At 71.8% G+C, this 16,276-nt stretch carries 12 protein-coding genes and 1 tRNA gene; 8 read left to right on the top strand and 5 right to left on the bottom strand.

Going from position 1 to position 16,276, the window contains the following annotated elements; all coding sequences use genetic code 11:
- Positions 1-11 precede the first annotated feature (11 nt).
- Entirely contained in the window at positions 12-2,732 is a 2,721-nt protein-coding gene (locus ACGF12_RS08020; protein ID WP_393027074.1) for a penicillin acylase family protein, read from the bottom strand.
- Positions 2,733-3,103: 371 nt separating this feature from the next.
- Here ACGF12_RS08020 and ACGF12_RS08015 point away from each other — a divergent pair, with 371 nt between their 5' ends.
- From ACGF12_RS08015 to mscL, 5 genes are all read left to right on the top strand, one after another.
- Positions 3,104-4,588 (top strand): potassium/proton antiporter, encoded by a 1,485-nt coding sequence (locus tag ACGF12_RS08015; protein WP_393027072.1) that lies wholly within the window; start codon positions 3,104-3,106, stop codon positions 4,586-4,588.
- A gap of 366 nt (positions 4,589-4,954) precedes the next feature.
- Entirely contained in the window at positions 4,955-6,262 is a 1,308-nt protein-coding gene (locus tag ACGF12_RS08010) for an MFS transporter (RefSeq protein WP_393027248.1), read from the top strand.
- Positions 6,263-6,388: 126 nt separating this feature from the next.
- Positions 6,389-6,706, top strand: a complete 318-nt coding sequence (locus tag ACGF12_RS08005; RefSeq protein WP_393027070.1) for an FmdB family zinc ribbon protein — start codon at positions 6,389-6,391, stop codon at positions 6,704-6,706.
- A gap of 287 nt (positions 6,707-6,993) precedes the next feature.
- Positions 6,994-7,266, top strand: a complete 273-nt coding sequence (locus ACGF12_RS08000) for a hypothetical protein (protein WP_393027068.1) — start codon at positions 6,994-6,996, stop codon at positions 7,264-7,266.
- A 30-nt stretch (positions 7,267-7,296) separates the two neighbouring features.
- Positions 7,297-7,713, top strand: a complete 417-nt coding sequence (mscL, locus tag ACGF12_RS07995) for a large conductance mechanosensitive channel protein MscL (RefSeq protein WP_393027066.1) — start codon at positions 7,297-7,299, stop codon at positions 7,711-7,713.
- On the opposite strand, the gene ACGF12_RS07990 is transcribed toward mscL, so the two are convergent.
- Positions 7,710-7,958, bottom strand: a complete 249-nt coding sequence (locus ACGF12_RS07990) for a hypothetical protein (RefSeq protein WP_393027064.1) — start codon at positions 7,956-7,958, stop codon at positions 7,710-7,712. The two genes, mscL and ACGF12_RS07990, sit on opposite strands and share 4 nt — an antisense overlap.
- A gap of 171 nt (positions 7,959-8,129) precedes the next feature.
- Positions 8,130-9,101, bottom strand: a complete 972-nt coding sequence (locus ACGF12_RS07985) for a sigma-70 family RNA polymerase sigma factor (RefSeq protein ID WP_380611861.1) — start codon at positions 9,099-9,101, stop codon at positions 8,130-8,132.
- 438 nt (positions 9,102-9,539) lie between these two features.
- On the opposite strand from ACGF12_RS07985, the gene ACGF12_RS07980 reads away from it, so the two are divergent.
- Complete coding sequence (locus ACGF12_RS07980) at positions 9,540-10,361, top strand: phosphatase PAP2 family protein (protein WP_393027062.1); 822 nt, start codon at positions 9,540-9,542, stop codon at positions 10,359-10,361.
- Between the two features lie 73 nt (positions 10,362-10,434).
- Here the strand turns inward: ACGF12_RS07980 and ACGF12_RS07975 are convergent.
- A tRNA-Arg gene (locus ACGF12_RS07975) sits at positions 10,435-10,507 on the bottom strand.
- A gap of 178 nt (positions 10,508-10,685) precedes the next feature.
- Between ACGF12_RS07975 and ACGF12_RS07970 the strand changes: the two genes are divergently transcribed.
- Positions 10,686-12,236: a glycosyltransferase family 39 protein gene (locus ACGF12_RS07970; protein WP_393027060.1), complete on the top strand. Its 1,551-nt coding sequence runs from the start codon at positions 10,686-10,688 to the stop codon at positions 12,234-12,236.
- Positions 12,237-12,363: 127 nt separating this feature from the next.
- On the opposite strand, the gene ACGF12_RS07965 is transcribed toward ACGF12_RS07970, so the two are convergent.
- Complete coding sequence (locus ACGF12_RS07965; protein WP_393027058.1) at positions 12,364-14,901, bottom strand: D-alanyl-D-alanine carboxypeptidase; 2,538 nt, start codon at positions 14,899-14,901, stop codon at positions 12,364-12,366.
- A gap of 298 nt (positions 14,902-15,199) precedes the next feature.
- On the opposite strand from ACGF12_RS07965, the gene ACGF12_RS07960 reads away from it, so the two are divergent.
- Entirely contained in the window at positions 15,200-15,940 is a 741-nt protein-coding gene (locus ACGF12_RS07960; RefSeq protein WP_393027056.1) for a GPP34 family phosphoprotein, read from the top strand.
- The last annotated feature ends 336 nt before the right edge of the window (positions 15,941-16,276 follow it).

The following is a 16,276-nucleotide window of genomic DNA, read 5'->3' as shown; positions in this document are numbered from 1 at the left end:
TCGTACCGGCGTCAGCCGGTGGTGAGCACCAGCTTGTGCTTGGTCGCCTTCTCCACCGCGTCGGGGGTGAAGGCCCAGGTCAGCAGCTTGCCCTTGAGCCAGAGGTCGGTCTGGTCGTTGTAGTTCGCGTGGAAGGCGTGGCCGGATTCGCCGCCGACGTTGATCCAGCGCGAGGAGTCCAGGTCGTTCAGGTCGACCACCATGCGCATCGACGGGATCCAGTCCACCTGGTATCCGGCGGCCGCGTTCCAGCCCGCCGCGTCGACCGCCGCCGAGCCGCCGGAGAGGCGGTAGGGGCCGCGGTTGAGCAGCTTGTGGACGACGCCGGAGGCGATCGAGGAGTTGTCGGTGCCCATGGTCTGCTCGCGCAGCTCCAGCTTGTGCAGGCGGCCCCAGCTCCAGGTGGAGATGTCCTTGCCGAGCAGCGAGGTCAGGTCCTGCCGGGCGTTCTTCATCGCCTCCTTGAGCAGGTTGTCCAGGCCCTTCTGCTCCTTGTGCTGGGAGTCGATGTACGTCCACCACGAGCTGTCGGGCTTGTCCAGCTGGGCACGGACCACCTCGGTCCAGCGGTCGCCGCCGTCCGGCTGGGCCTTGCCCGGGTCGCGGGTGCCGCACTGGGTGACGATCTTGCTGGAGCTGTCCGGCTTGGTCGGGTCGTCCTGCTGGCGCACCAGCAGGCAGTTGTCCTTGGCCCGGATGTCGGCCGGGAACTTCTGGCCGAAGGCGAGGCTGAGCAGGTTGCGCCAGACACCGTTGTAGTAGGCGGCCGCGGCCGAGTCGGCGTCCTGGTGGAAGTTCCAGTCCTTCAGCAGGTCCTGGGCCTCGCGCACGTACGGGTCGTCGATCTGCTGCTTGAGCAGCAGCGGGACCAGCGTCTTGGCCATGATGCTGGTGTTGTCCAGCTGCAGGGTCTGCATGTCGTCCGGCGAGATCTTGCCGTTGTTCTTGAGCAGGCCCTCGATCTGGTCGGTGATCTCCTTGGCCCGGGTGCCGTACTCCCAGTCCTTGGTCAGGTTGTACTTGTAGCTCTGGTCCACCACGGCCTGGTTGGCGGTGACGATGTAGCCCGCGGTCGGGTTGAAGCTGTACGGCAGGGCGGTGAAGGGAACCGGGTCCGGCTTCCACTGGTAGGAGGAGTCCCAGCCGGGGGCGGGCATGGAGCCGTCGCCCTTGCCGCGGACCGGGATGACGCCCGGGGCCTGGTAGCCGATGTTCTTGGCGTCGGCGTAGATCAGGTTCTGCGCGGGGACGGCGAAGTCCTTGGCGGCGTTCCGGAAGTCGTCCCAGTTCTTCGCCTTGTCCAGCTCGAAGACGGCGTCCATGGTCTTGCCGGGGCTGAGCGCCGTCCACTGCAGGGCGACGCCGTAGCCGCCGGTGCCGCGGTCGGGGGCGGAGGTGCCGTTGGGGGCGTACTTGCCGACGTTCTGCTGCTCGGTGCTCTGGTCGGAGATGAGCGGGGCGCCGGTCCGGGTGGTGCGGACGGTGATGGTGCGGTCCTCGCCGCCGGCGACCTTGATGGTCTCCTTGCGGAGGTCGAACTTCTCGTCCTTGCCGTCCACCTGGTAGGTGTCCGGGCCGGTCACCTTCTCCAGGTAGAGGTCGGTGACGTCGGCGCCGAGGTTGGTGAAGCCCCAGGCGACGTCCTTGTTGTGGCCGATCACCACGCCGGGCATGCCGGCGAAGGTGAAGCCGGAGACGTCGAACTGGCAGGCCGGCGAGGCCGTCCGGCAGTGCAGGCCCATCTGGTACCAGACCGAGGGCAGGCCGGGGCCGAGGTGCGGGTCGTTGGCCAGCAGCGGCTTGCCGGTGGTGGTGTGCGAGCCGGCGACCACCCAGGAGTTGGAACCGATGCCCTGGCCGGGGCGGCCGAGCAGCTGCGGCATCGCGTCGATCCGGTCGGTGAGGCCCTGCATCAGCGCCTTGGTGGTGGCCGCGCCCTGGGCGGTGGCGGAGCCGGGGGCCGCGCCGGACGGCGTGGAGCCGTCGGCCGGGCGGTAGGTGTCGCCGGCCACGGTGCCGGTCTTCACGATGGTGCCGTTGCGGGAGTACGGGTAGTCCGGGTACAGCTCGGCGATCTTGTCCGGACCGAAGTCCTGGGCCAGCAGCGAGCGGTCGATCTCCTCCTGGAGGTTCCCGGAGAGGTTCCAGGCCATCGCCTTGAGCCAGGCCACCGAGTCGACCGGGGTCCACTGCTCGGGCTTGTAGCCGCTGTTGACGGCGCCGAGCAGGGTGTACTCCAGCGAGGCCTTCTCGCCGCCGGGGTGCTCGGCCAGCCAGGCGTTCACGCCGTCGGCGTAGGCCTGCAGGTACTTCTTGGTCTCGGGCGACAGCTTGGTGTCGAACTCCTTCTGCGCCACCTGCCGCCAGCCCATGGTGCGGATGAAGGTGTCGGTGTCGACCTGGCTGTCGCCGAACATCTCGGACAGCCGGCCGGCCGTGATGTGGCGGCGGACGTCCATCTCCCAGAAGCGGTCCTGCGCCTGGACGTAGCCCTGGGCGCGGAACAGGTCCTCGGGGGTGTCCGCGTACAGCTGCGGGATGCCGTTGGCGTCGCGCTTGACGTCGACCGGCGCGCTCAGGCCCGCCACCTTGACGCTGCCGTCCACCTCCGGGAAGGACGCGCGGACCGCGGCGACCCCGCGGTAGCCGCCGTAGCCGACGCCGGCCACCAGCAGCACGACCAGCACGATCACGATCAGACGGGCGCGCCGGAACTTCTTCGAGCGGGGCATCTGGGTCCTTGCGGTCCTGACTTCGGGGCGGGCGGGCGTGTCCAGGGCCTGGGGCCGTGACAGGGCACCACATTAGGCCGAGTTCGCGGACCGGCGTGCACGGGGGACGCTCCGGGCGGGATCTCGGGAGGTCAGGGAGCGGCCCGGAACGGGCCGGTGGGCAGCGATGGAGGCGGTCAAACTAAAGATATGGCAAAATGTTAGACTGAGTAACGATCCGCAAGAGGAGCATTGACGCCTTCTTAACGGGTCCCCGCGTGCGCCCCCACGGCGCCCGCGCATGCTCGGAGCCACCCAGCGGCTCCACCCCCCAGCACGACCCAGCACCACCTGACACCCCGCCCGCCCATGCCTGCCCGAGGTGCCACTGCGTGAACGTCGCCCACCTGAACCAGCTCCTGCTCGAAGCCTCCGTGATCCTCCTGTTCGCGGTGGTCGCCGTGCGGTTCTCGACCCGATCGGGACTGCCCAGCCTGCTGATCTACCTCGGGATCGGCGTCGCACTGGGCCAGAACGGAATCGGCGTCACCTTCAACAACGCCGAGCTGACCCAGGTGCTCGGCTACGCGGCGCTCGTGGTGATCCTGGCCGAGGGCGGCCTCAAGACCAGCTGGCGCGAGGTCAGACCGGCGATACCTGCGGCCACCGTGCTGGCCACGGTCGGCGTCGCGGTCAGCGTCTTCGTCACCGCGGCCGGCGCGCACTGGCTGGTCGGCCTGGACTGGCGGACCTCGCTGCTGCTCGGCGCGATCGTCTCCTCCACCGACGCCGCCGCCGTCTTCTCGGTGCTGCGGATGGTCCCGCTGCCGCACCGGCTCACCGGCCTGCTGGAGGCCGAGTCCGGCTTCAACGACGCGCCCGTGGTCATCCTGGTCGTCGCCTTCGCCTCCGCCGGCGAGCTGGACTCCTGGTACGTCCTGCTCGGCACGATCGTCGCCGAGCTGGCGATCGGCGCGGCGGTCGGCCTGGCCGTCGGCAAGCTGGGCGCGTACGCGGTCAAGCACGTCGCGCTGCCCTCCTCGGGCCTGTACCCGATCGCCGTGGTGGCGCTGACCGTGCTCGCCTACGCCGGCGGTGCGCTGCTGCACGGCTCCGGCTTCCTCGCCGTCTACATCAGCGCGGTGATCCTCGGGAACTCCAAGCTGCCGCACGGACCGGCCGTGCGCGGCTTCGCCGACGGGCTGGCGTGGATCGGGCAGATCGGCATGTTCGTGCTGCTCGGACTGCTCGCCGCGCCCGAGAGCATGGGCAACGCGGTGGTGCCGGCGCTGGTGATCGGCGGAGTGCTGGTCTTCCTGGCCCGGCCGCTGTCGGTGGTGCTCACGATGACCCCGTTCAAGGTGCCCGGCCGCGAGCAGGCGCTGCTGAGCTGGGCCGGACTGCGCGGGGCGGTGCCCATCGTGCTGGCCACCATCCCGGTGGTCTCCGGCGCGCACGAGGCCCAGGACGTGTTCAACATCGTCTTCATCCTGGTCGTCGTCTTCACCCTGCTCCAGGGTCCGACGCTGCCCTGGATGGCCAAGCGGCTGCGGATCGGCGAGGGCGCGATGGGCCAGGACCTCGACATCGAGTCCGCGCCGCTGGAGAAGCTGCACGGACACCTGCTGTCGATCACGCTCTCGCCGACCTCGCGGATGTCCGGCGTGGAGGTCGGCGAGCTGCGGCTGCCCAAGGGGGCGGCGGTCACCCTGGTCGTGCGCGAGGGCAGCTCCTTCGTGCCGGACAAGGCGACGGTGCTGCGCGGCGGGGACGAACTGCTGGTGGTCACCACGGACGAGGTCGGCGAGGCCGCGGAGCGACGGCTGCGGGCCGTCGACAAGGGCGGCAAGCTGGCGGACTGGCTGAACGGGCGCTGAGCCCCGGCCACCGCCGGGGGTGGCCCGGCGGGATGGGGTGGCCCGGCGGGACGGTGACCTGGCGGAATCTACGCGCGTAACTGTATGCTGGCGCGACCACGCCGTTTAACTACCGCTAGACCACCCCCAGCATCTGCCTGACGCAGAGTTGGCGCGACCGCTCGGCGGCCGCGGTTAGGCCCCGGCCCACCAGGCCCGGCCGACCCGGTATCTACCCCGGTCGACGCGCGAGAGGACGACTCTCGGCGCCGTCGGGGCCACCCCATGCCCTGCCGCGCTACCAGGCAGCAGGAAGGACCGACCGTGACGGCCCGCCGAACGGTCGACATCGCCGCGGACAACACTCCGGACACCGCGACCGACACCATGGACACCACCGCCGCCGAGGCGCCCGCCCGGGTCGGGTACGGAGAGCTGCTGCGCACGCCCGGCGCCTGGACGTTCCTGTCCCCCGCCCTGGTCGCGCGACTGCCCTACGCGATGCTCAGCATGGGCATCCTGCTGCTCGTCACCAAGACCCACGGCTCGTACGGCACCGCCGGTACGGTCACCGCCGTCGCCGCCGTCGCCCAGGCCCTGATCGGGCCGCAGACCGGGCGACTGGCCGACCGCTACGGCCAGGCCGCGGTGCTGGTCCCGACGGTGCTGGTGCACGCGGCCTCCGTCAGCCTGCTGATCGCGCTGGCGCTCGGCCACGCGCCGGCCTGGAGCCTGTACCTGGCCGCCGTCCCCGCCGGGGCGAGCGTGCCGCAGATCGGCGCGATGGTCCGGGCCCGCTGGGTGTCCGAGTTCACCTCCGAGGGCGCCTCCCCGACCGCCGCGGCCAAGGTGAGCACCGCGTTCGCCTTCGAGTCCGTGACGGACGAGTTCACCTTCGTGATCGGCCCGATCCTGGCCGCCAACATCGCCGCCTTCGCCAGCCCGGCGACCGCGCTGATCGCCGAGGCCTCGCTGACCCTGGTCGGCGGCCTCGCCTTCGCCGCCCAGCGGCGCACCGCCCCCGCCCGGATCATCCCGCAGCCCGGTGTGCGGCGCGCCTCCGCGCTCGCCTCGCCCGGCGTCCGGCTGCTGGTCGGGACCTTCCTCGGGGTCGGCGCGGTGTTCGGCGGCATGCAGGTGTCGGTGAACGCCTTCGCCGACTCCGTCGGGCAGCACGACGCCGGCGGCACGGTGTACGGGATCTTCGCGGGCGGCTCGATGCTGGCCGGTGTGCTGTACGGCGTGGTGGCCTGGCGGCGGCCGGTCCAGCAGCGGATGGCCATGAGCTACACGCTGCTGGTGCTGGGCTGCTCGGTGCTGTGGGCGATGCCCAACCTGGTCGCCCTGACGGTCGCCGGGCTGGTCTGCGGTCTGGCCATCGCCCCGACCCTGATCAGCGGCTACACCCTGGTCGAGACGCTGGTCGCGGACGGCGCCAAGACGGAGGCCTTCACCTGGCTGACCGGCGCGATCGGGCTGGGGCTGGCGGTCGGCTCGATGGCCGCCGGCAAGCTGATCGACGGGCACGGGCCCTCGATCGGGTTCCTGGTGCCGGTCGTCGGCGCCGGTCTGGGGCTGCTCGCGCTGGTGTCGATGCGGCACCTGCTGGTGGCGCCGGGCGGGGCCAGCCGCGTGGTGGCCGGGTCCGCCGAGCGTGACGGCGCGCCGCAGCTGGTCGGTGCGGCCAAGGGCTGAACGGGGGGTCGGCGGCGACCGGGTACCGGCTCATCTCACACCGGAGTCGCTGGACTGATCCAGCGGAATGCCGCATCATTGACCATCGTTAGCACTCATCAGGCGAGAGTGCCAGGAGGAAGACAAGTGCCCACGTACCAGTACCAGTGCACCGAGTGCGGCAACGGCCTGGAGGCGGTGCAGAAGTTCACCGACGAGGCGCTGACCACGTGCCCCGACTGCCAGGGACGGCTCCGCAAGGTCTTCTCGGCCGTGGGCGTCGTGTTCAAGGGCTCGGGCTTCTACCGGACCGACAGCCGCTCGTCCTCCAGCAGCACGGTGGGCGCCGGTTCGTCCTCCGGCTCGTCGACGTCGTCGTCCTCGACGTCCTCGGCGGGTTCGAGCTCGTCGTCCTCGTCCAGCTCGTCGAGCTCGTCCAGCAGCCCGGCTCCGGCCGCGAGCTGACCCCGGCGCTCGGCGCCGGATCGGCGTCCGGCGACTGCTCGGAAGCTTCGCGAAAGGCCCGTCGGCCCCGCTTCACGCGGGGCGGCGGGCCTTTCCGCTTGCCCTGTTCGCCGTCCGGCACGGGCTTTCGTCAGCTTGCGGAGGTCGGTCTCACTCGCGCGAGTGTACGAAGTTATCCACAGGGGCGGGTTATCCACAGACTGGGGGATAAAGCTTTCCGGTAGCGCCCGGGGCGCGCATCGTGTGGGTCACCAGAGACCGACCGATCGAGCCCGGAGGTCATGTCGATGACGACCATGAGCCTGTCCGTCCCACTGCCCGCGCCCACTGTGCCGCCCCGGCGGGAGGTGCCGAGCTTCCCCCCGATCCGGCGCGGCTGCGGCGGGTGGCACCGCTGGCGCCGGGCCGTCCGGCGGCGGGCCGGGGTGCCCGCACTGGTGCTGCTCGCGGTGGCGGCGGCGCTGGCGCTCGGGCCCGCGCGGGCCGGGCTGCCGCCGCCCTCAGGGGGCGCGGCGGGCCGTACGGGTTGTCAATCCGGGCCGGCGGGGGATCACCCGTAACCCCGGAACGACTTCGTCGTTCGAGGCGGCATGAAAGGCTTCAAGGAATTCCTGCTGCGTGGAAATGTCGTCGAACTCGCCGTCGCCGTGGTCATCGGCGCGGCTTTCACCAACATCGTCAACGCCTTCGTCAAGGGCGTGATCAATCCGATCGTCGGTGTGTTCGGGACGAAGGACCTGGGGTCCTACAGTTCCTGCCTCAAGGGGCCCTGCGAGGTGAGCGCCACTGGTGAGCCCACGTCCGGAATCCTCATCCTGTGGGGGACGGTACTCAGCGCCGCCCTGCAGTTCCTGATCACTGCGGCCGTCGTCTACTTCGTCCTGATCGTGCCGATGAACAGGATGGCGGCCAAGCGCAAGTCCGCCGTCGAGGCGGCGGCGGAGGCCGAGGCCAAGGAGGTCCAACTGCTGACCGAGATCCGCGACGCGCTGGTCGCGGCGCGCTAGTCCCCGTGGTGCGGCGGACGCTGGCTCAGGTACCAGTCCAGCCCCCGCCCACCGCTCTCCCCCGTCCCGGGGCGCTCGCCCCAGCCGGCGTCGGTGTCGTCCCGGGACTGCTGGTCAAACGGGTCCCGGAAGACCAGCCGGGCCTTGGCCGCGGCCGCCCGCCGGGTCGCCGGCTGCTCGTCCCGCTCCTGCCGGACCTGTTCCTGCCCGCTCTGTTCCTGCCCGCTCTGTTCCTGCTCGCTCACTCTGTCCACTCCCCTGATCACCCGGGCCGTCCTGTCCCTCCAGCCTAAGAGCCCCGTGGCACGCCGCGGGCCCTGGTGCGGAGCGCTCCGCACCAGGGCCCGGGGGCAGACGGGCTCGGTTGCCCCCGGCCGAGACGGGCTCGGCCGGGGGCTCGTTCGTCAGGCGGCTCCTCAGGCGGCCTCGAAGCCCGCGTGGTCGGCGATCTTCTTCAGCTCGGCGAGCGCGTGCTTCTCGATCTGGCGGATCCGCTCGCGGGTGAGGCCGTGCTGCTTGCCCACCTCGGTCAGGGTGCGCTCGCGGCCGTCCTCCATGCCGTAGCGGGAGCGGATGATCGAGGCCGTGCGGTCGTCCAGCCGCCCGATCAGACCGTCCAGCTCCTCGCGGCGGAGCATGACCATCACGGCGTCCTCGGGGGACGTCGCCCCGGTGTCCTCGACCAGGTCACCGAACTGGGTCTCGCCCTCGTCGTCGACCGACATGTTGAGGCTGACCGGGTCGCGCGCCCAGTCCAGCACGTCCTTGATCCGGGCCTCCGTGGTGTCCAGCTCGGCCGCGATCTCGGCCGGCTCGGGCTCGCGGCCCAGCTCCTTTGACTTCTCGCGCTGCACCCGCCTGATCCGGCCGAGCTCCTCGACGAGGTGCACGGGCAGCCGGATGGTGCGGGACTGGTCGGCGATGGAGCGGGTGATCGCCTGCCGGATCCACCAGGTGGCATAGGTGGAGAACTTGAAACCCTTGGCGTAGTCGAACTTCTCGACGGCGCGCACCAGGCCTGCGTTGCCCTCCTGGATGAGGTCCAGCAGGGGGAGGCCGCTGCGCGGGTAGCGGCGGGCGACCGCGACCACCAGGCGGAGGTTGGAGCGGATGAACACGTCCTTGGCGCGCTCCGCGTCCTCGGCTATCGCCTCCAGCTCCTCGCGCGTGACACCGTCCGGAAGTCCGTCCTCGTCCAGCAGGTGCTGGGCGTACACGCCGGCCTCGATCCGCAGCGAGAGCTCGACCTCCTCGGCGGCATCGAGCAGGGGCGTCCTGGCGATCTCGTCGAGGTACATGCCGACCAGGTCGCGGTCGGCCTCAAGGTTGGTCGGGCGGGCCGCGCGACTCCGGTCGGCCCTGTCGCGAACGACGGCACGGGTGGCCATGCTTGCTCCCTTTGACTGGTGTTGCCGAGGTGTCTGCCTGCCTGCCCGTGAGGGCAAGAAGTGCGGGCCCCTACGGGCCTCACACGTAACAATCCAACGAACAGAATCCGGACAACATTCCCAAGTTACTCAGATTCTTCTCCGCGATGCAGTATCCTGCCGGTTTTCACCCCGGTTCTGGACACTCGGTGACCGGCCGAACACCCAATGCGCCCGCATGCGATCGCTTCGCGCGATCGACCGGGACACCTCTTCACCGGCTCTCCATGCAACCGTCGCCTACCCGTTGAACCGGCGAACGGCCGCGCACGTTCCCACGGACTCGCGACTTCCACCCGCGCCCACCCCCCCGGCACGCGCAGGTCCTCCCCACAAAAGATGCCAAATCGCTATCGGTCCAGCTCCCGATCGGCACAGCGCACTGGGAAGGTGTCAGGCATGCACCTGACCAACAGCTCGACCTCCGTCACCGTGCGTCATCGCGGCCTCCTTCGGGACGCCGCGGTCGCGCTGGGTTGCGCCGCGCTGTTCGGCCTCCTGGTGGCGCTGGTAACGGGCCACTGGCACCCTCTGCACGAGTTCGACCAGCACTGGATCAGCGAACTCCACATCTACGCACGGGAACACCGGATCTGGACCGCCGCCGTGCAGACCCTCTCCGACATCGGCGGCCCCGTCACGATGCGTGCACTTCTCGGCGTCGCGGCCGTCTGGCTCCTGTTGATCGGCGCCCGGGTGCTGGCCGGCTGGGTGGCCGCCCAGGCCCTGGTCGGCTGGGGCGCCCAATGGGCGCTGAAGCTCGCTGTCGATCGCCAGCGCCCCGTCTTCGACGACCCGGTCTCGCACGCCGGCGGCCCGGCCTTCCCCTCCGGGCACGCGATGGCCTCGGCGATCACCTGCGCCGTCCTGGTCGGCCTGGTCTGGCACCGGGTCCACCGCCGCGGCCGGACCGCCGCCTGCGCGGTGGCCGCCGGGGCGGTGCTCGTCATCGGCTGGACCCGGGTCGCCCTCGGGGTGCACTGGCCCAGCGACGTACTGGCGGGCTGGCTGGCGGCCGGCGTCGTACTGGGCGTCGTGACCGCCGCGATCGAACTCTGGCGCCCGGGCGCGCTGGCCCGGGACGTACGACGGGTCAACTGGCGTACCCGGCCCCGGGTTCAGCGGGTCATCGTGCCCTACGTCCGAGCGCCGCACGCCGAGGACTCCGAGGACGCCGAGCGGGACGACCCCGCCGACCGCCCGGACGAACCCGTCCGCTGACGCCTCCGGGAACAACGCCGCAGCCCCCCGTCCGAGGTCGGACGGGGGGCTGCGGCGTTGTGCTGTCGTGATGTGCCCCAGACAGGAATCGAACCTGCGACACCGGCTTTAGGAGAGCCGTGCTCTATCCCCTGAGCTACTGAGGCGGGGCCGGTCTGTGACCAGGCCGTTCACAGCGTACCGGATCGGGGGTCGGCTGGGGGGTGGTGGCCGGGGATGGTCGCCGGGGGGCAGCTGCCGACGGGGTGTCAGAGCAGGTCAAGTAGCCTGCCGAGAACTGTTCGAATCGCCCCGGCGTGCCGCCCGAAGGAGACGAAGGCCCCGATGACACCAGCTGTGCGCCCGGCCGTCCGCTTGCTGGGACAGGTGTGGTTCTGGCCGGCGGTGGTGATGCTGGGCGTCGGCTCGTACCGGCTGGGCACGCCCGAGCTGTGGCGGGACGAGATGGCGACCTGGACGGTGGCCACCCGCTCGCTGGGCGACCTGCTGCGGCTGCTCCAGCACATAGACGCCAGCAACGGCTTGTACTACCTGCTGATGCACGGCTGGACGGCGGTGTTCGGCGACTCGACGGTGGCCCTGCGAATACCCTCCGTGCTGGCGATGGCGGCGGCGGCCGCCTTCGTGGCGCTGACCGCCGAGCGGCTGTTCGGCCACCGGGTCGCGGCGATCGGCGCGGGGCTGCTGTTCACGGTGCCGCCCCAGGTGTCCCACTACGCCCAGGAGGCCCGCGCCTACGCACTGGCGACCTGCTCGATCGCGGCCGCCACCTACTTCCTGCTGCGGGCGCTGGAGCGGCCTGGCCTGCGGCGCTGGGCGCCGTACTCCGTGGCGATGGCGCTGGCCGGGGCCTGGCACCTGGTCTCGTTCAGTACGGTCGCCGGGCAGGCCGCGCTGGTGCTGCTGCACCTGTGGCGCACCCGGACGGGGGCGGAACGGCGGATCCGGTGGCAGTACCCGGTCGCCGTGATCGCGGCGGTGCTGCCGGTGCTGCCGGTGGCGCTGCTCGGCAGCCGGCAGTCCGACCGGCAGCTCGGCTGGATCAAGACGCCGTCCTTCTCCGACCTGACCGACTTCGGCGGGCACCTCTTCGGCTCGGACCAGGTGGCCTGGGCCTTCGTCCTGCTGGCGCTGCCCGCGCTGTTGCTGCCCGGTTGGCGGCTGCGGGCCTGGCAGTTGCTGCTGCTGGCGGAGCTGCCGGTGGTGTCCGTCTGGCTGGTGTCGCGGGGCACCACCTCGTACTTCCTCGACCGGTACCTGCTCTTCACGGTGCCCGCCTGGGCGGTGCTGGCCGGGGGCGGGGTCGCGGCTGTGTACCGCACGGTGGCGGCCCTGGCCGGGCGGCGGTGGGCGCCGGGGCGGACCGCCCGGCCGCGGGCGGCCGTGGCGACGGCCGGGCTGCTGGCGGTGGGCCTGCTCGCCCTTCCGGCCGTGGCGGCGCTGCCCGAGCAGCCCGCGGTGCGGTACGCGGACGCGCACACCCGTTCCAAGGAGCCGTTCCGGGCGGCGGCCGAGGAGATCACCGCCGGGTACCGCCCCGGGGACGGGCTGGCGGCCCCGATGGGCGACCAGTCCTGGGCGATGGTCTGGCCGGGCGTCAGCTACTACCTGCCCCGGGACGTCCAGCCGTTCCCGGTGTTCGTCGCGCGCAGCGCCGAGGACGCCGAGGAGCTGACCCCCGAGCCCTGCCCGCGGCCGGAGGCCTGTCTGGGGGACGTACCGCGGGTCTGGCTGCTGGTCCTCGGGGACACCCCGGACCCGCTGGCGGCCCTGCCGGAGGAGCAGGCGCAGCCGCTCAGGCAGCGGTACGGCGCGCCGGACAAGGTGGTACCGCTCGGCGGTCTCACCCTCGCGCTGCTCGATCCCGCGACCTGAGACACCCGGAGCCGGGACACCCGGATCTGGGACACCCGACCGGGGATCGCGGAGAAGCCGGACCGACGGAGAAGGGGGAGCCGGACAGTTCCGGCTCCCCCTTCGGTCGTTCAACCGTTCGGCGCGCTCACAGCATGCGCAGCAGCCGCGACGGGATGGACGGCGGGTTCAGGTCGGACTGGAGGGCCACCGGGACCTCCACCTTGCCGTCGCCCGCGCCCACCCGCAGCGTGCCGACCTCCTTGCCGGCCTTCTCCTCGTGGCGGAGCTTGGCCGGGTCCAGGGTGATCGTGCCGCTGATGCCGGGGAAGCCCGCCACCACGAGGTCCTTGGTCGCGACGACCGGGATCTTGCCGCCGAGCCCGTCGTCCACCGAGCCGACGACGTCGCCCTTCTTCACCACGGTCTGGCCGGTCAGCCCGTTCTGCGCGGCCTGGATCTGCTTGCCGCTGACCTTCAGTACGGTCGGCAGGATGCCGTCGCCATCCTTGGGCGAGGTGGCCTGCTGGCCCAGGGTGACGCCGAGGATCAGCCGCTTCACGCCGCCGATCTCCTTGTACGCGGCCCACATCAGGCAGCCACCGGCCGGGGTGCTGGAGCCGGTCTTGACGCCGATGACGCCGGTCTTCGGGTTGATCAGGTTGTTGGTGTTGGGGATCTTCACGCCGTTGAGGGTGGTGTCCGGGGTGGAGACGATCTGCCGGAAGATCTCGTCCTGCATGACCTGCTCGGCCAGCTTCAGCTGGTCCTTGGCGGTGGACTTGGTGTCCGCGTTGAAGCCCGCCGGGTCGGCGTAGGTCGTGTTGCTCATGCCGAACTTGGCCGCGGTGTCGTTCATCAGCTTGACGAACGCCTCCTCGGAGCCGGAGTGGAAGCGGGCGAGCAGCCGGGCCACGTTGTTGGCGGACGGCAGCATCAGCAGCTCCAGCGCCTGGTACTCGGTGAGCACCTGACCCGCGGTGAGCGTCACCCGGGACTCGTCGCCGTTGCCGGACTCCTGCGCGGCCTGCGGGTCGACGGTGATCTTCGGGCCGCTCTCCCCCTTCTTCAGCGGGTACTTCTGCAGGATCAGATAGGCGTTCATCACCTTGGTGACACTGGCGATCGAGGCCGGGGTCTCCTGGCCCGAACTGCCGAGGCTGCCCACGCCGACCACCTCGGCGGCGGACTGGCCCTTGGCCGGCCAGGCGAGGTCGAGCGCGTCACCGGAGAAGGCGAAGCTGCCCGGAGCCGACATCTTCACCTTCGCGTCCGGCAGCGGGCGCAGCAGCTGGGCCACCACGACCGCACCGAGCACCACGGCCAGGAACACCGTCCAGATGGTGATCCGCTTGAGCGCGCGGCGCAGCGGCGAGACCGGACGGGAGTTGAGGGCGGCCAGGACCTCCATCGCCTCGGCCGTGTTCTCGGGCAAGGGCAGCGGCTGCGGGGCGGGCAGCGGCTCGGGCCCGGGCAGCGGCGGGACGGGCGGCACCGGCCGCGGGTCGGGCTCGGGCAGCGGGGTGGGCGCCGGGGCCGGACCGGGCTCGGGCTTCGGGGCCGGCTCGGGCAGCGGTTCGGGCCCCGGGGTCGGCTCGGGTTCGGGGACGGGCTTGGGCGCCGGGTGCGGCTCGGGGCCCGGCTCGGGGACGGGCGCCGGCTCGGGCAGCGGGGTGGGCTCCGGGGGCTCGGGCACGGTACCGGCGGCCGGGGCGGCGGGGGCACCCAGCGGCTTGGGCTTCTCCAGCTTCTCGGCCTTGCCGGTCGGGACCGGGGGCTTGGTGAGCAGCATGGTCTTGGTCGGGTCGTACGGCTCGTCGCCCTTGTCGCCCTTGTCGCCCTTGTCGGACTCGGCGGCCTCGGCGGCCTGGTCTGCCTCTGCCTCGTCGGCCTTCTCGGACTCGGCGGACTCGGCGGGCTCCTCGGATTCGGCGGGCTGCCCGGACGCCGCGGACTCCTTCGGCTCGGCGGCCTCGGGCGTGTCGGCCCGCTCCGCCGGCTTCGCCTTCTCCGGCGTGTCCGCCGCGGAACCGGTCTTCGCGAGGGGCTGTTCCGACGCCCCCTCAGTCTCGTCGGCCTTCTCGGCCTTCCCGGCCTTCTCGGAAGCCTTCTCCGCGGCCTTCACGGAAGCACTCTCGGAAGCGCTCTCGGAAGCCTTCCCGGCACCCTTCGCAGCCGCCACGCCGGCCGTCCGCATGGTGAGACGAGGGTCGGCGCCGGATGACCGTTCGGCGGTCCCCTTCGCCGCGTCAGCCGTCGAGGCCGACTCCTCCTTCTCCGCCCCGCCATCGGAACTGTCGCCGCTCGCGGCCTTCAGCAGTTCCTCGGGCAGCCGCAGCGCGGTGGTCTTGTTGTCCACCGGCAGGCGCAGCATCGTCGTCCGGCTGTCCACATCCCGGACGCGGATCTGTACGGTCGAGCCGCTCCCGGTCCCCGCCGACGGCTTTTCGGCGGACGCCTCGGAGGAGGTCTCGGCGGACGCCGCGGCCGAGGACTCGACCGGCGTCCCGGCGGCGGTCTCCGCGGACGCCTTGGCAGTGGCCCCGGCTGACGCCCCGGCAGCCGCCGGGTCGGCCGATCCGCCGTCGGCACCCTCAGCGGTGCCGGCCGCCGCACCGGTCCGTTCGCGTTCGCCGCCCCGCTCCCGCTCGTCGTCCCTCAGCACCCTGTCGGGGGACTCGCCCACGTATCCCAGCCTCCTCAACGCCCGGCGGGGCACCGGCAGACCCGATTTCGGGAAGCCGACGCCCCGCCCCGTGTACCTGTACAGTCTCCGCCACATGCGGTCGTTCCGGCCGCGCACACCCCGCCCGACCGGCGCTTATTGCCGCCGCACGGCCGCATCGCGGTCTGTTCAACGGTCAGACGCCGGGGCCGCGGCCGCCGGTTCCGCCCCTTCACCGCAAGGTCACGATTCGGAGGCGTACTCGACAAGCCCGTGTGAGAGGCGTCACCCTGTCTCTCATCCACGCGGGGAGGCTTGGATGGGCAAGAGCCGCAGAACTGTTCCCGAGGAACTCTTGCTGCTCGCTTTGGACCCGACCACGGGTACCACGGCGCAGCCGCAGACCCTCGACCTCGGACTCGCCGGGGCGCAGCTCGTCGAGCTGTCCCTGGCCGGACGGATCGTACCGGAGGGCGACCGGATCGCCGTCGTGCTCGCACGGCCGACCGGCGACCCGACCCTTGACCACGCACTGGAGCTGCTGCGCCGACGCGGCAGCCCGGTCCGCGCGGTGCACTGGATCGGCGGGCCCCGACTGGGGCTCCGGCAGACGTACCTGGCGCACCTGGAGCGCTGCGGCATGGTCACCGCCGTGCCCGGCCAGATGTGCGGAGTGCTGCCGACGACCCGGTACCAGGCGTCCGACGACTGCACCAACGCCGCGATCAAGCAGCGGCTGGACACCGCGATCCGCACCGGCGTGCCGCCGGACCCGCGGACGGCCGCGCTCGCGGCCCTCGCCCACTCGGTGGGGCTGGGCAAGCACCTGTACCCGGGTAACGAGGGCCGGTCCTCGCGGTCCCGGCTGCGCGACCTGATCCGGTACGACCCGCTCGGCGGGATGGTCGCGCACGCCGTGATGGACGTACAGAACGGCCTGCCGGCGCAGCAGAACCGTTCTTCCCAGGCTTCCGGGGCCGGCACCGGCCGCTCCGGTGCCCGCGCGGCGGGCCGGGCCTCCGGCGGGCGGGTCTCCGCCCCTCGGGTCGGGGTCCGCTGATCCAGGCGGTCAGTTGATCCAGGCGGTCCGCTGATCCAGGCGGTCCGCTGATCCCGGTCGGCCGCTGACCACAACGACCCCCGGCGTGCCGAGTCCGACTCGCCGACGACACGTCCGACGGCGCACACCGTCCCGTCCGCGCCGCCCGAGGGCGGCGGGCGACCCGGCGCGCCACCCCGCACCACCCGTACTACCGGCATCACCAGAAGCACGGAGGGGCGGTCGCCCCGCGACGCAAGTCGCCCGGCGACCGCCCCTCTGCCGTTCCCGGAGACCCGTCGGGGCCTTCCGGAACCACCGGTCCGAATCGTCGAGCCGCATTACCACCTGGGGGCC

This window comes from Kitasatospora sp. NPDC048296, from assembly GCF_043201815.1.
Lineage (GTDB): Bacteria > Actinomycetota > Actinomycetes > Streptomycetales > Streptomycetaceae > Kitasatospora.
The sequence above is the reverse complement of the archived record's forward strand: the minus strand, read 5'-3'. Positions and strand labels throughout refer to the sequence as shown.

Excerpts from the sequence above, each read along its gene's own strand:
- ACGF12_RS08020 (WP_393027074.1), bottom strand. The coding sequence starts at position 2,732 with ATGCCCCGCTCGAAGAAGTTCCGGCGCGCCCGTCTGATCGTGATCGTG.
- ACGF12_RS07970 (WP_393027060.1), top strand. The coding sequence starts at position 10,686 with ATGACACCAGCTGTGCGCCCGGCCGTCCGCTTGCTGGGACAGGTGTGG.
- ACGF12_RS07960 (WP_393027056.1), top strand. The coding sequence starts at position 15,200 with ATGGGCAAGAGCCGCAGAACTGTTCCCGAGGAACTCTTGCTGCTCGCT.
- ACGF12_RS08000 (WP_393027068.1), top strand. The coding sequence starts at position 6,994 with ATGACGACCATGAGCCTGTCCGTCCCACTGCCCGCGCCCACTGTGCCG.
- ACGF12_RS08010 (WP_393027248.1), top strand. The coding sequence starts at position 4,955 with ATGGACACCACCGCCGCCGAGGCGCCCGCCCGGGTCGGGTACGGAGAG.
- ACGF12_RS07980 (WP_393027062.1), top strand. The coding sequence starts at position 9,540 with ATGCACCTGACCAACAGCTCGACCTCCGTCACCGTGCGTCATCGCGGC.
- mscL (WP_393027066.1), top strand. The coding sequence starts at position 7,297 with ATGAAAGGCTTCAAGGAATTCCTGCTGCGTGGAAATGTCGTCGAACTC.
- ACGF12_RS07985 (WP_380611861.1), bottom strand. The coding sequence starts at position 9,101 with ATGGCCACCCGTGCCGTCGTTCGCGACAGGGCCGACCGGAGTCGCGCG.